The organism is Enterococcus larvae (assembly GCF_017830045.1).
Lineage (GTDB): Bacteria > Bacillota > Bacilli > Lactobacillales > Enterococcaceae > Enterococcus_L > Enterococcus_L larvae.
This window is the reverse complement of sequence record NZ_JAEDXU010000002.1, coordinates 181,464-195,125: the sequence shown is the minus strand read 5'-3', so window position 1 is coordinate 195,125 and position 13,662 is coordinate 181,464. Positions and strand designations below refer to the sequence as shown.

Annotated in this window: 13 protein-coding genes and 1 riboswitch; of the genes, 2 read left to right on the top strand and 11 right to left on the bottom strand. The window is 40.4% G+C overall.

Annotated features, from left to right (window positions below; genetic code table 11):
• A complete protein-coding gene (locus tag I6N96_RS04940; RefSeq protein ID WP_209556405.1) occupies positions 1 to 807 on the bottom strand; it encodes a GNAT family N-acetyltransferase in 807 nt (268 codons plus the stop codon).
• A gap of 211 nt (positions 808 to 1,018) precedes the next feature.
• On the opposite strand from I6N96_RS04940, the gene I6N96_RS04935 reads away from it, so the two are divergent.
• Complete coding sequence (locus tag I6N96_RS04935) at positions 1,019 to 1,576, top strand: NADPH-dependent FMN reductase (protein ID WP_209556404.1); 558 nt, start codon at positions 1,019 to 1,021, stop codon at positions 1,574 to 1,576.
• Positions 1,577 to 1,786: 210 nt separating this feature from the next.
• Here the strand turns inward: I6N96_RS04935 and I6N96_RS04930 are convergent, their stop codons facing one another.
• The 3 genes from I6N96_RS04930 to I6N96_RS04920 form a co-directional block, all read right to left on the bottom strand.
• On the bottom strand, positions 1,787 to 2,980 hold the full coding sequence (locus I6N96_RS04930) for a cation:proton antiporter (RefSeq protein WP_209556403.1): 1,194 nt from the start codon (positions 2,978 to 2,980) through the stop codon (positions 1,787 to 1,789).
• 42 nt (positions 2,981 to 3,022) lie between these two features.
• A riboswitch (Fluoride riboswitch) is annotated at positions 3,023 to 3,101 on the bottom strand.
• Between the two features lie 78 nt (positions 3,102 to 3,179).
• The gene (locus I6N96_RS04925) at positions 3,180 to 3,740 is read right to left on the bottom strand and encodes a DNA-3-methyladenine glycosylase I (protein WP_209556402.1); all 561 of its coding nucleotides are present in this window, start codon (positions 3,738 to 3,740) and stop codon (positions 3,180 to 3,182) included.
• A 52-nt stretch (positions 3,741 to 3,792) separates the two neighbouring features.
• Positions 3,793 to 4,770, bottom strand: coding sequence for an Rgg/GadR/MutR family transcriptional regulator (locus I6N96_RS04920; RefSeq protein WP_209556401.1), 978 nt, complete (start codon positions 4,768 to 4,770; stop codon positions 3,793 to 3,795).
• A 122-nt stretch (positions 4,771 to 4,892) separates the two neighbouring features.
• On the opposite strand from I6N96_RS04920, the gene I6N96_RS04915 reads away from it, so the two are divergent.
• The gene (locus I6N96_RS04915) at positions 4,893 to 6,191 is read left to right on the top strand and encodes an MFS transporter (RefSeq protein ID WP_209556400.1); all 1,299 of its coding nucleotides are present in this window, start codon (positions 4,893 to 4,895) and stop codon (positions 6,189 to 6,191) included.
• A gap of 204 nt (positions 6,192 to 6,395) precedes the next feature.
• Here the strand turns inward: I6N96_RS04915 and I6N96_RS04910 are convergent, their stop codons facing one another.
• The 7 genes from I6N96_RS04910 to I6N96_RS04880 form a co-directional block, all read right to left on the bottom strand.
• The gene (locus I6N96_RS04910) at positions 6,396 to 7,835 is read right to left on the bottom strand and encodes a glycoside hydrolase family 1 protein (RefSeq protein WP_209556399.1); all 1,440 of its coding nucleotides are present in this window, start codon (positions 7,833 to 7,835) and stop codon (positions 6,396 to 6,398) included.
• Positions 7,836 to 7,979: 144 nt separating this feature from the next.
• Positions 7,980 to 9,251: a PTS sugar transporter subunit IIC gene (locus I6N96_RS04905; protein ID WP_209556398.1), complete on the bottom strand. Its 1,272-nt coding sequence runs from the start codon at positions 9,249 to 9,251 to the stop codon at positions 7,980 to 7,982.
• A 152-nt stretch (positions 9,252 to 9,403) separates the two neighbouring features.
• On the bottom strand, positions 9,404 to 10,183 hold the full coding sequence (locus I6N96_RS04900; RefSeq protein WP_209556397.1) for a MurR/RpiR family transcriptional regulator: 780 nt from the start codon (positions 10,181 to 10,183) through the stop codon (positions 9,404 to 9,406).
• Positions 10,184 to 10,253: 70 nt separating this feature from the next.
• The gene (gene ffh, locus I6N96_RS04895; protein ID WP_209556396.1) at positions 10,254 to 11,675 is read right to left on the bottom strand and encodes a signal recognition particle protein; all 1,422 of its coding nucleotides are present in this window, start codon (positions 11,673 to 11,675) and stop codon (positions 10,254 to 10,256) included.
• 4 nt (positions 11,676 to 11,679) lie between these two features.
• Positions 11,680 to 12,018 carry a putative DNA-binding protein gene (locus I6N96_RS04890; protein ID WP_209556395.1) on the bottom strand — a complete coding sequence of 113 codons (339 nt, stop codon included), beginning with the start codon at positions 12,016 to 12,018 and terminating at the stop codon, positions 11,680 to 11,682.
• 48 nt (positions 12,019 to 12,066) lie between these two features.
• Positions 12,067 to 12,711 (bottom strand): NUDIX hydrolase, encoded by a 645-nt coding sequence (locus I6N96_RS04885; protein ID WP_209556394.1) that lies wholly within the window; start codon positions 12,709 to 12,711, stop codon positions 12,067 to 12,069.
• Between the two features lie 7 nt (positions 12,712 to 12,718).
• Positions 12,719 to 13,180 carry a 2-thiouracil desulfurase family protein gene (locus tag I6N96_RS04880; RefSeq protein ID WP_209556393.1) on the bottom strand — a complete coding sequence of 154 codons (462 nt, stop codon included), beginning with the start codon at positions 13,178 to 13,180 and terminating at the stop codon, positions 12,719 to 12,721.
• Positions 13,181 to 13,662 lie beyond the last annotated feature (482 nt).

Sequence of the window (13,662 nt, the reverse complement as noted above, 5' to 3'; positions counted from 1 at the left end):
TTATTTACTTAAATCATAATAGTCATACTGATTCCGGACATCAAACCCAGTTGACAAATACAGATGATAGGCTGGTTTATTTTCTGTTTCAACTTCCAGATAAATACTTTTAGGATCACTTTCCAATATAAGCTGAATCGCACCATTAAGCACTTGTTTACCAAGTCCTTTCCCTCGCTGATCCTCCTGGACAACAAAACCAAAAATTCCCCAATTCCCATGATCTTCATCTAAACGAATACAAGCAAGCACCTGATCTGCTTCTTTATAAACGCGTGTATTCTTCAAATCTTCTGCTAATGGACTACCACCTAGTAATTGCTCAAGCGCAGGTAAATCAGTCTCTCTCGGAGATACTAACGGAACAGTTTTCTGCTCATTTGATGCGTTTTTATCCAAATCCAACAGCATGAAATATTCAGAAAATTGTTTCTCGATCGCTTGCTTCTCAAACCCATCTGCTAAAAACTTGTTTGCCTGATCAGCAATCAACACAGTATTCGTCACAGATTGCTCTTTTGCATAGCGTTGTATTTCCGCAAGAACAGCAGTCAAATCCTCAGTTGATTCTGATAGAATCAATGTTAGTTCAAGCTCAGTCGGATCAAAGCTGGTCGCCCAAGCATACCCAACCAGTTGGTCATCCTCCCAATAAAGCAAATGCTTCGCATAGCTCTTCTCTCCATCGACAAATCCAAGATCCAATTTATGATGGATCGACTGCTCTGATTCCCGCTGTTTTTGTAAACTGAGAACCTGCTTTTTCTCATCCTCGTTCAATACATTTTTCCAATCAAATTTTTTCAAAGGCTACTCCCCTTTTTCTTTTTTTAGATACTTCGTTATTCTTTTTATCCAAATCATGCTAAAAACACCTTTTGCCATGTTACGTCGTTCCTTTGATTATACTTGAATCAGGAAAAGAACACAATTCCCTTTTCCTAGCGTTTTCCTTGCATTTATCCCGTTTCAAGCCTATGATTGAGATAAGATATTGATCAGAATGGAGGAAATAGTTATGACAAAAAAAATTGGTTTCTTTGTAGGCAGCTTAAGAAAGGATTCTTACAATAAAAAGGTAGCTAAAACACTAGCTGAGCTATTGCCTGAGGGCTATGAAGCTGTCTTTGTTGATTTAGCGCCATTAGAAATATACAATCAGGATCTAGATGACGAGGGGACGCCTACTGCTGCATGGACAGCTTTTAGAGAACAAGTGAAAAGCCTCGATGCTGTCGCTTTCTTCACGCCGGAATACAATCGTTCAGTTCCGGCAGTACTGAAAAATGCTTTAGATGTCGGTTCACGACCATACGGGCAAAGTGTATGGGATAAAAAACCTGGACTTGTTGTCAGCGTTTCTCCAGGAGCCATCAGCGGCTTTGGTGCAAATCAGCATTTGAGACAATCATTAGTATTTTTAAATGTCCCTACCCTACAACAACCTGAAGCATATATTGGTAATATCACTAGCTTAATTGATGAAAACGGAGCAATCGTTGATGGCACGAAAAATTTCCTTCAAACCATTGTTGATGCCTTTATCAAATTTGCCGAAGCGAATTACCAAGCCTAATCAAAAAATAAACGAGAGTGGGACAATAATCTGTTGCCACTCTTTTCCATACCCTAAATCCGAATAAACGGCGAGTCAGAAGTAGCTCCTACGACAATAAGCCGGAATTCAACAAAAATTTGTGAAACAATTTTCGTGCATTCCGGCTTATTGCTTGTAGCTAAACACTTCTGTCTCAGCCTCTTTTTTTCACTTGGTGGATTTGCCAGACTATCCTTCCTTAGTACTATCTTTAGACAAAAGCCTTGTATAAAACAGATCGATCCCCAATGCACCAATTGGCGCGGTAGTCAGTATAGAAATGACTGCAATCGTCAGGATCATCTCACCGTTATTGATGCCCAGTGCGAGAGGGATACTGCCTATCGCTGCTTGAACAGTCGCCTTTGGAAGATAACTGATTGTACAAAAGAGCTTTTCCTTCGCCGACAGATCAGTTCCTGCCAATGCTAAAAGAACACCAAGCATTCTCACCAGTGATACTAGCAAGATCAAGACAAATGGCTTCCAGCCTGCTGAATAGGCAAAAGATAAATTTACGCTTGCACCGACAAGGACAAAAAGAAAAATCTCTGCAGCCAGCCATAGTTTATTGAACTTAACAGACAGCCGTTTTGCAACAGGCTTTTTGAATCTATACAGCATCAAGCTCAGACTCATAACGCTCAGCATACCCGAAAAAGCAAAGGAATTCGCTAACAGATCCTCTAGCCCCATCAAAAGAAAAGATAGACTTAAAATGAGCAGCACCTTTATAGAATCTCTCATATGATAGACACCAAAAAATTGGGCTAACAGCCAGCCGATGATTGCTCCGATTAGCAGACCGGAAAAAATAGCTGTCGGAATTTGTAATAAAGTTCCAGCAGTAAAAACAGAGCCCTGATTGATTCCAAGAAATGCTGTAAAAAGAACCAGTACAAAAACATCATCGACAGAAGCACCTGCCAGGATGATTTGTGGAATATGCTTTTTCCCACCATATCCCTCTTGAATCAACTTCAACATCCTTGGGACAACTACAGCAGGAGATACAGCTGCAATCACACTCCCCAATAGCAATGCTTCGGAAAATGAAAAATCAAAAAGTAAAGGAGCAAAAACCACCGCTGCACCAATCTCTGCCATTGCAGGAACAAAGCACATTAATAAAGCAGGTCTGCCAACTTTTTTCAATTCTTCAATATCCAAGGATAGACCGGCTCGAGTCAAAATCACGATCAAAGCCAGCTCTCTTAAATCTGCTGAAAGCCCCAGAAATTGTGGTGAAAGAACATTCAGTACCGATGGACCCAAAATAATACCTGTTAAAAGAAAGCCTACAAGTGATGGCAAGTGCAGGCTTTTCATCACTCGCCCCAATAGCAAGCCCAAAAGAATAACAATAGAAACCCTGATCAACATAAAAATACCTCCAAAAAAAGATGACCTCTACACACCAAATAAATGGTGGTAGAAGTCATCAGCAGAATAATTGCGGTTTTGACATAAACTGTCTAGGGAGAACTTCATTCCCTTCCTATTTATTATTACTAAAAACCAGAAGAATGTCAACTGTCCTTTTGATTTAGAGCATTCTTTATACTTTATTAGTATTGCGTCTTTAAGATAGCTCTTGTTGGCGGAAACATTCCAACTCATGATCATTAATGATCCCAACAGCCTGTAGATATGCATAGATGATCGTACTTCCAATAAACTTGAAGCCCTTCTTCTTCATCTCGCTGCTGATCGTATCTGAAAGCACGCTTGTCGGTGTCATCGGTTCATCTTTCCGTCTATTTGTATTGATCGTCTGGTTGCTTGTAAAATGCCATATATAATCAGAAAAACTACCAAATTCAGCTTGAATAGCTTGAACCGCCTGCGCATTATGGATAGCTGCTTCGATCTTACGGCGATTACGTATGATTGCAGGATTTTGCAATAATTCCTGAATTTTTTCTTCGTCATAGGCAGCTACCTTTTCAATAACAAAATGATCGAATGCCTCATCGAAAGCAGGTGTTTTATTTAGAATCGTCTGCCAGCTTAGCCCGGCTTGATTAATATCCAAGACTAATTTACGAAATAGTAAACGATCCTCATAAATCGGAACACCCCACACCTCATCATGATACTTTTCCATATTTTCGCTGGTTTTCGCCCATTCACATTTTTCCATAGTATTCCTCCTTCAATAAATTTCAGCTTCATTCACTGAACCCGTTATTTCTTCAAACAAACATCATATACTCTTGCGGGTTTTCTCGATTCTGCAAAATGACTTCCAGTAGGTATTCCGCATGCTTCGCAAGTGTCGGCTGCTTCAGGATGTGAAAGATAGAAATCGCCTGTTGACATTTTTCTATTCCTTTTTCCTTAGAATCCGTAATAATTTGATACCATCCTTTAAAAAGAAGCATATAGATGCTGTTTGTTGAATCTTCCGTATCATATAGTATTTTTTCAAGCATCTCTATTGTATCTTTGCTTTGCTTAAAGCAGCGAAAATTCAAAAACGATGTCAAAACAGAGAACAGCAGACTTACACGAAGCTCTCTCATCAAAGGCAGCCCAATCTCCTTTTCTGTTCTGGAAACAGCAGTAGTCAGTAGCTGCTGAATCGTTTCTATGGGAAAAGTAAACTGAAAAAGTCGAAACAGCAAGACTTCAAACACACCCCAGTTTTCCACGCTGTATAGATAACTGACAACAGGACGACTGATCACCCGAAATCGTTCAAATATTTTTTGACTGTCAACTTCCTCAGAAGCAAGTAAGTTCGCTTTATAAGATTCAATCAACAGATGACAAAAAATCTGCAAATATTTTTGCCAGTGTATTTCCTTGTTCAATTCAGCGGAAAGTTTTTTCATTTCCACAATCTTTTTTTCGAAATCCTGCTGATTATTTTGATTGTTGATTATCTCGATCCGAGTCAAATAGGCAAAATAGGGTCCGGTCATATAGCTTAATATACTAGAAAAACCAATAAACATTTCCATTTCAGCTTTTGGCGCACGCAGATAGTAGAACTCTTCGATTGTTACATTGATGTTCTCTAAAAGCCGCTCCATTCGATGGATACTGATATGAGAATCTCCTTTTTCAAATTTACTGATAAAGGAAACACTGTTCAATTCATCCGATACTTGTCGAATACTCAAGCCTCGATCCTTCCTAAGCTGTCGAAATAATTCTCCTTCATTCATGATGATCACCTTTTTTCTACTATAGTGGATTTTATACTTATAGCTATCTTACCTCGGCTATAGTAAAGTTACAAACTGAAATTAGTTGGCCGCTAAAAATCACACCTTAAAGGAGATTCTTTATGAATGAATATCTTACAAACAAAGGCTATCGCGCCCTAACTAACGCTGCTTTGCTAAATGGAATCGGCAATAGTCTTTTCAATATTGTTTTTGTTATTTATGCCAGTACAACACCCTTTAAAACACTTGCTGTCTCACTTGCTTCGATGGCGCTGCTTATCCCCAGCCTTTTGAATATTCTAACTGGCTACTTTGCAGACCGAACAAAGCAGAAAACGCGTTGGATGATTATTTCAAGAATTGCTCAATTTGCCCTTTTCGGCGCATTGACACTACTCATTCGACTCCCTGCAACAGTTCCGCTATTTCTGATTTTGCTTATGATAAACATCGTTTCTGATTGTCTTGGGGCATATGGCGGAGGTCTTCAACTTCCTTTATTACGACGCTTACTGCCTGAAGAAGCGTTGGATGAAGCAATGGGCTTTCAGATGGCGACACAAACGCTAGTTCAAATCATCTTTCAAGGGCTTGGTGCTTGGGCAATCGTTTTACTTGGCTACGATTTCTCTCTTTTCGGCTTGATCAATGCGATAACCTTGTTGTTCGCCGGACTTTCGATTTTACGCCACAGAACGATTCTACAACATGCTGAGCCGGGATCAAATTTTTCTGATAATGAGGCAACCTCGTCAGAAGGCTTTCGTTCAAGTCTTAAAACAACAATCAAGCTTCTATACAGCAACCGTTTCTTGAAAATCATCATGCTTTTCGCACTTGCAGTAAACACGTTAGGCGCTTGCATTGATGGGTTGATGAATATCAGTCTTTTAGAAATTTCTCAATTGCTTCTAAATAATTACGGAAACACATTAGCCATTATTAGTATTACGGTATCCTTCGGGACAATCCTTGGTTCATTGATAACAGGTGACTTTTTTAAGAACACAACCACCTTGCGAATCGTCAGCTGCACAATGACTACCTTAGCTGTTCTGGCACTAAATTTTTTGTGGTTAAAAAATGTTTGGCTAATGCTTGCCTGCCTCTTCTTTGTTGGCTACACCAGTGGCAAAATCAACCCACGGATGTCTGCTTACATGATGCGAGAAGTTGATGAGGAACGTTTAGCTGTTACAAACGGGATTTTCACGACCATCGTTTTGTTAGGCGGACCCATTGGACAGGTGTTCTTTCTTGGTATTGCCAATGCATTGACAATAACTATCAGCTGGCAATTCTACCTGTTTACAGCAGCTGTTATCGGGCTTTCTGCTTTCATCTTTTCTCGACAGCTGGTTGAGCCTAAAGCAGAACCTTCGCCAAAGAGTGAGGCTGTAAACATGGAAGAGTCTTAGTCAAAAAAACGAGAGTGGGACAATAATCTGTTGCCACTCTTTTCCATACCCTAAATCCGAATAAACGGCGAGTCAGAAGCAGCTCCTACGACAATAAGCCGGAATTCAACAAAAATTTGTGAAACAATTTTCGTGAATTCCGGCTTATTGCTTGTAGCTAAACACTTCTGTCTCAGCCTCTTTTTTTAATCCTATCAGCTATCTTTAGGTCAGATTCTCTCCATTTGAATCAACAACCTGTCTGTACCAATCATAGCTTTTCTTTTTGTAGCGCTTGCCGCTACCTTTACCATAATCGTCCAGATCAACATAAATGAAGCCGTAACGCTTGCTCATCTCTGAGGATGAGCAGCTGACCAAATCGATTGGTCCCCAAGGATAGTAGCCTATCAGCTCCACACCGTCATGAATTGCTTCCTTCATTGCTTCAATATGCTGGCGCAGAAAATCAATACGGTAATCATCTTCGATCGTATTATTTTCATTCAACTGTTCATAAAAGCCCATACCATTTTCAGTGATCATCAATGGCAGCTGATAGCGATCATAATATTCGTTTAGTGCAATACGTAAGCCGATTGGATCGATTGCCCAGCCCCAATCATTTGCTTTCAAGTGGGGATTGGCGTAGCTTGGGTCTTCCTTTTTACTGCTTTCAGCATCAATGATTCTTGTGTAATAATAAGAGAAGGTCACAAAATCTACTGTATTCTTTAAATCCTCCTCATCCTTCTCGCCAAACGTAATGTTGATCCCTTTATCTTCAAAGAATCGATAAGCATAGCTAGGATAGTACCCTCTTGCCAGAACATCAGAATAGAAATACTCCATCTGATTATTCTTCAAAGCCGCCAGTACATCTTCTGGTTTACAAGTTGCCGGATAAGAATTGCCATAGTAAGACATCATCCCAATTTGAAATGACGGATCGATTTCCTTCGCAATTTTCACAGCTCGTCCGCAAGCAATCAACTCATTATGCACCCCTTGATACTTTGCCTCTACCAGATTTTCTACACGATCTGATGGAATGCCTAAATGGTTAAACGACTCATGGGTAATCAAGTTCATCTGGTTCACTAATATCCAGTAAGTGACTTTCCCTTTATATCGCTTAAACAGAACCTCTGAAAAACGAGTAAAGAAATCAATCATTTTTCGATCATACCAGCCATTGTATTTTGTTGTCAGATATAACGGCATCTCATAATGAGAAAGTGTTATCAGCGGTTCCATTCCGTTTGCAATAATTTCATCGATCAAGGCGTCATAAAATTTCAAGCCTTCTTCATTTGGTTCAAGCTCATCACCCTTTGGAAAAATTCTTGCCCAGCTGATCGACGTTCGAAAGGAATTCATGCCTGTACCAGCGAGAAGCTTCAAATCCTCTTTGAAGGTATGATAGAAATCAATCCCTTCTCTCTTGGGATAAATCCCTTCTTCGTCATTTACTGCGAATTCGATATCCTCTAACGCAATTTCTTTATTTCCCTTTTTGCGAATATCGATATCGTCTCTAAAGCGGTTGATATCAGCAACACTCAATCCTTTACCGCCTTCTAAATAAGCTCCTTCCAGTTGGTTTGCCGCTACAGCACCACCCCAAAAGAAATTCTCTGGGAATACATTTGGATTTTTCTTCATGATTACGCTCCTCTATCCTAATTATTGATTCAATCAAACAACTATCCTGCAATAGAAAACCGCAGTTAGCCCAGCAGCAACACTCCACAAGATATGTTCCATCATCATACATGCCTTTATGAAGTGTCACTCTTGCCAATTTCACTATTTTGCCAACTCTTCTCCCAACTCCTGCTGTACCATTTTTCGCTCATAGGTCTTGAAAAACGGATAGTAGATCACGAGATAAACAAGGAAGTTGAACACAACGAGTAGCCCGCCGCGAATACTTGCTGTTGCAATCACTCCGGCAAATACTCCAGGTACCGTCCAAACAGCTGCCAACGGATAACCCATACCAGGCACAATACCTGTAGTAAAAGCAAAATAAGTAATGAATGTACAAACAACTGGTGCTAAGACGAACGGGATTGCCAATGCCGGATTCAATACGATTGGCAAGCCAAACAACAACGGCTCATTGATATTGAAAAATCCCGGAATAATACTTAAGCGACCTAATTTTTTTAAGAACTTAGATTTTGAGAAACACATCAAGCCGCATAATGCTAAGGTTCCTCCACCGCCGCCAATCCATAAAAAAGTAAAGATAAACGGTTGAACACCGATATTCGGAATGGCTGTTCCTGCTTGAGCAGCAGCCATGTTTGCCTCTGAATTCAATAACCAGATCGGCAGCATAACTGTCGCCAAAATCTGAGGATGAATACCAAAGAGCCACATCAGACAGGTAAGCAGAACATACATCAAAGGAGCTGCAATAGAGTTTGAGGAAACACTCAATAACGGTGTAATGATATCCGCAATCAACTCATTTACATTGAAACCCAAGACATGCGTGATCAGCCAGACGATCGTCATAGAGAAAAAGACAGGAATCAACACTTCAAAACTACTGCTCACATTGCTTGGCACTTGTTCAGGCAAGCGTATTCCAATATTGTATTTCTTACAGATACGCATCATTTCTACTGCCAGAATCGCCGTCAAAATACTGGTGAACATCCCTTCCCCACCCAAATATTTTGTACTGATAAATGAGCCTTCATCAGTCACAGTAAAAGACAATGTCATAAAGAATGTAAAAATTGCTGAAACACCACCAGCCAGACTATCTAAATCATAGCTTTGAGCCAACCGTGAACCAATTCCAAAAGAAGAATAAATAGATAAAAGTCCCATACTCATATTGAATGGTAAAATCAGTTTATTGACCAAGTCCGGATTACTACCCATAAAATCAACGTAGGATTGCGGCCAGGGAATATATGGAATCAATAAGAAGATAGATCCGATGACTGTGATCGGTATTGTTGCAATCAATCCGTCACGTACAGCGCTTAGATGTCGTTGATTAGACACTTTCATCATCGGAGGCATTACCTTGTTTTCGACAAAACTCATGATATTATTCATTTTTTTCCTCCTAATTCTTTTTTAAGAGATCTCTTAGTTAAAATATAAGCGCTGTCATGCCCATAAACAATAAAAATCATTTTCCAAATTTGGAAAATGATTTTTATGCTGCGGCTTATCTATGGAAAAAAAATGATCATACATTGCTGCATTCACATTAGCTTTAGATAAATAGATAACAGGATGATCCATGAGTGAATCACTTTTTGCGAATAATAATTTGATGAAAGAAGAAAATCATATTGATGAAAACCAATGATCTCTTCAAAAAATTCATTAGGCTCCAAGCTTTCTGACTGTGTCAGTATAAACAATGGCTTGTTGCATGTTCGCAGGAACTGTTGATTTTTTTCAACCCAGTCAGCAGTCAAGCTGATGACAAATACAGCTTCCACTCCATTAAAAGAGTCAGTCAGAATATCACTGGCGGCTCGTCGATTCACTTCATAAACTGTGTATCCCTGCTGACTTAACAGCTCTCGAAATAGGTTTACGCCTGAAAACGAATATGTATTTCCCAGAACCGCAATTTTCTGCATCGGTTTGATCTGATTTGCAATTCGCTGACACTGTTCTTGGTCCAATAAGGAAAATATTTTCTTTTGAATCAATTGGTCTTGATCGATAAACTGTGCAACAGCTGCTCCAACATCTGCTTCATTGCTGATTTTATCCAGAAACAGCTCCTCTGTATAAGTGCCGATATCAGTACGCATCTCCTTGAAGCTGCTGTAACCGATTCGTTTGCAGAACTTTGTAACACTGGCGGGCGTCGTATTAGATAAATAGGCGATTTCTTCAATATAGATGTCCGGAAAATCATCGATATGATCGATCAAATGCTTGGCAATACTGTAATTAACATCTTGTTTGACGCATTTAAACAAGAATTCTGTCAAACGTATGTACACTCGACTCGCTTGCAAATTCACAGCTTCACCCCATTCCTTTCAAAAAAGAGAGCAGCGAAACTACTTGTCTTCGCACTGCTCTCTCTGCTATCTATTTTTTCTTTTTCTTCTTTTTCTTTTTGTTTTTCTTGACCATCCGGTTCATCGCCATTTTGCCAAGTTTTCCTTTGATGCCGCCACCCATCATTTGCTCCATGCCGGGAATATTCATGTTGCCATTGGACATCTGCTGCATCATTTTTTTAGATTCCTTGAACTGCTTGATCATTTTGTTGACTTCAACAACACTATTTCCTGATCCGGCAGCAATCCGTCGTCTGCGGCTTGGATTCAGCAAATCAGGGTCTTCCCGCTCAGCAGGCGTCATGGAAAGTACCATCGCCTTCTTACGTGCTACATCCTTAGGATCGATCTGGACATTTTCCAAGCCAGGCATCTGGCTCATTCCCGGGATCATTTTAAGTAAATCCTCGATTGGGCCCATTCCCATTACCTGATCCATCTGCTCAATGAAATCATTGAAGTCAAAGCTGTTTTCCTTCATCTTCTGAGCAAGCTCTTCAGCTTTTTTCTCATCATATTCCTGCTGCGCTTTTTCAATCAGCGTCAGCATATCACCCATACCTAAGATACGGCTGGACATACGATCCGGATGGAAGATTTCAAGGTCTGTCAGTTTTTCACCGGAACCGATGAATTTGATCGGTGCACCTGTGACTGCACGAATAGACAACGCCGCACCACCACGAGTATCACCATCAAGCTTCGTGATGACAACCCCAGTGATCCCCAACTGCTGATTGAAGCTATCTGCCACATTCACAGCGTCCTGCCCTGTCATCGCATCAACAACGAGTAGTATCTCATTTGGTTGTGCAACTTCTTTGATCTGCTTCAGCTCGCCCATCAATGCTTCATCGATGTGCAAGCGACCGGCTGTATCGATCAGTACATAATCATTCTTCTTCTCTTCTGCAAGCGCCATCCCTTGTTTCACGATTTCAACAGGGTTTGTGTCTGTGCCCATATCGAAAACAGGTACATCCAACTGCTGCCCTAAGACCTTCAACTGATCGATTGCGGCTGGACGATAGACATCGGCTGCAATCATTAGCGGGCGGGCATTTTCAGTCTTGATCAACTGATTCGCTAGTTTTCCGGCAAAGGTTGTTTTACCAGCCCCTTGCAAACCCACCATCATGATAACAGTTGGAATCTTCGGCGACTTGATCAGCTCAGCTGTTTCCGTCCCCAAAGTCTGCGTCAATTCTTCGTCAACGATTTTTACGATTTGTTGTGCAGGTGAAAGGCTTTCCAATACCTCTGACCCGACAGCTCGTTCTCTTACTCTTTTTGTAAAATCTTTTACTACTTGGAGATTGACATCGGCTTCCAATAAAGCCAGACGAATCTCTCTCATCATTTCTTTTACATCTGCCTCGGATATCTTTCCTTTTCGGCGTAATTTACTCATCGCCTGTTGGAGGCGTTCTGTCAAACTCTCAAATGCCATAATATCATTCCTCTATTTCCTGAATTTGTTCGATATAACTGATAAGTGTTTCATCTTTCGGGTATGTTTCTGCAGAATAGGTTTTGAGCTTATCAAGCAGCTCGCCTCTAACAATATAATCAGAATATAAGTGAAGCTTTCTTTCATATTCTTCAATGATCTTTTCTGTCCGTTTAATATTATCGTAAACGGCTTGACGGCTAACCTCATATTCCTCAGCAATTTCTCCGAGAGAAAAGTCGTCTGCATAATACAATTCCATATAGTTCATCTGCTTTTCAGTCAGTAATGTGGAGTAAAATTCAAACAAGGCGTTCATTCGATTTGTCTTTTCTATTTCCATGTTTTCTCCTCCATCTCAATCCCTTTTAGGTTACCGATTTCACTTGCATTAGTCAAGAGTCTTCCTCTCTTTTTCAAGGATTTTTTCAAAAGAATCAATCAATCGCTCATAGTAGGTATAAGCGTTGGCGCAAAAGTCCTCTTTTCTGAAGGTTTGACGGTCTGAATACTGTTTGCCGTTTCTCTGACAAACACCTTTCAAAGTAAGTGTTTCCGTTCGCTCGTAGAAGATTTCCTTCAACTGCTGTAAGCGAACCGGAAATAGCCCCTCTACCTCTTCTTCTTGCAGCAGAAATGATCCTTCCTCCAGCGTCTTTCGAACTAAAAAGACATTCGTGAATTCATGGTCAAAGAAGTCCTCCAGATCGATTTCTACAATAAAAACACCTAGGCTCTCTGCTGAATCGATCGGCACATCAATACCTAGCTCTTCCTTTACTTCACGAAAACCATCAATTACTCGTTCCTCTTCAAGCAAATGCCCTGCCGCTGTAATATCAAGCTGTCCGGGAAAATCCTTTTTCTCCATTGACCTCTTTTGAAAATAAATAGTCACATCCTCTTGCTCTATTGAATAGAACCAGCAATGAAACGTTTCATGCCATAACCCCTTACTATGTACTTCATTCCGTTGAGCTGTACCGATTGGCTCATATTTCTTGTTGAATATTCTCAATCGCTCATTTTCTGCCATTTTCCAGCTATTCCTCCAATAATACTGCCCAATCATTTTCTGTAATCACATCAATCCCGTTCTCTGCAAAGTAAGCAGCAGCCACACCACTGCCGGATTTTCGAACACCTGAAAAACTGCCGTCGTAAATCATTTGACTGCCGCAAGAGGGACTATTTTCCTTCATCACTAGCTTTGTGATCTGCTGTTCCTTCAACTTTTCACAGGCCAACACAGCTCCCAGCTTGAATGCCTCAGATACATCTTCCCCACTAGCTGTCAGCACTTTAGCTCGACTTGCCCAAACATCTTTGCCGTCTCCACCGATTATCTCCGCTGGCTCACGTGGTACAGAAAGTCCGCCTAAAACCTCGGGACAGACAGAAACAGCCTTTCCCTGCGCAAGTAATGCCTCTAGCTGCGGAATTGTTTTAGCCTGACCGTCATACCGACAGCAAATCCCACCCAAACAAGAACTGATTCCTATCATTCTAATCCCCTCCTGTACTTTCTTTCAGTAAAATTTCATTTATTTCATGTTTCATGATTATTCGACTGGATGAAAACGTTTTAGTTCATCCTTGCTGCTTCAAGCCTTTCCATTATACCACTTTCTAATTGCTCTCTGTAGGTTATTCCTGTTCTGAAAATTTTAAAATGTGATAAAATGGAAACAGTAAACAAGAATGGGGTTGTAACTTACATATGGAGAATTCCTAAAAAACGAAGAAACGGTGATTTAGAAGTAAGAGCTCAGCATGATTTGACATCTTGCCAGTAGGACAAGCAATCACAAAAGAACTGCTTGTTCCACTTCGTTCGACAGTATCAACTTAAAATGCCGCAGTACTTAGAGTTAGGCTCCTTCACGGAAAAACCTAAACAAAAAAGCGACAGCAGCAGCTCGATTAAGCTCTCATAACTTAATTACTTCTGTATCTGCGATTCTCTTTTCATTCTGATCCTCGAAAT

What these genes read in the sequence shown, in the direction of transcription:
- I6N96_RS04925 (WP_209556402.1), bottom strand. Translation starts at nt 3,740, where the DNA reads ATGGAAAAATGTGAATGGGCGAAAACCAGCGAAAATATGGAAAAGTAT.
- ffh (WP_209556396.1), bottom strand. Translation starts at nt 11,675, where the DNA reads ATGGCATTTGAGAGTTTGACAGAACGCCTCCAACAGGCGATGAGTAAA.
- I6N96_RS04880 (WP_209556393.1), bottom strand. Translation starts at nt 13,180, where the DNA reads ATGATAGGAATCAGTTCTTGTTTGGGTGGGATTTGCTGTCGGTATGAC.
- I6N96_RS04920 (WP_209556401.1), bottom strand. Translation starts at nt 4,770, where the DNA reads ATGAATGAAGGAGAATTATTTCGACAGCTTAGGAAGGATCGAGGCTTG.
- I6N96_RS04905 (WP_209556398.1), bottom strand. Translation starts at nt 9,251, where the DNA reads ATGAATAATATCATGAGTTTTGTCGAAAACAAGGTAATGCCTCCGATG.
- I6N96_RS04885 (WP_209556394.1), bottom strand. Translation starts at nt 12,711, where the DNA reads ATGGCAGAAAATGAGCGATTGAGAATATTCAACAAGAAATATGAGCCA.
- I6N96_RS04890 (WP_209556395.1), bottom strand. Translation starts at nt 12,018, where the DNA reads ATGGAAATAGAAAAGACAAATCGAATGAACGCCTTGTTTGAATTTTAC.
- I6N96_RS04935 (WP_209556404.1), top strand. Translation starts at nt 1,019, where the DNA reads ATGACAAAAAAAATTGGTTTCTTTGTAGGCAGCTTAAGAAAGGATTCT.
- I6N96_RS04910 (WP_209556399.1), bottom strand. Translation starts at nt 7,835, where the DNA reads ATGAAGAAAAATCCAAATGTATTCCCAGAGAATTTCTTTTGGGGTGGT.
- I6N96_RS04915 (WP_209556400.1), top strand. Translation starts at nt 4,893, where the DNA reads ATGAATGAATATCTTACAAACAAAGGCTATCGCGCCCTAACTAACGCT.
- I6N96_RS04930 (WP_209556403.1), bottom strand. Translation starts at nt 2,980, where the DNA reads ATGTTGATCAGGGTTTCTATTGTTATTCTTTTGGGCTTGCTATTGGGG.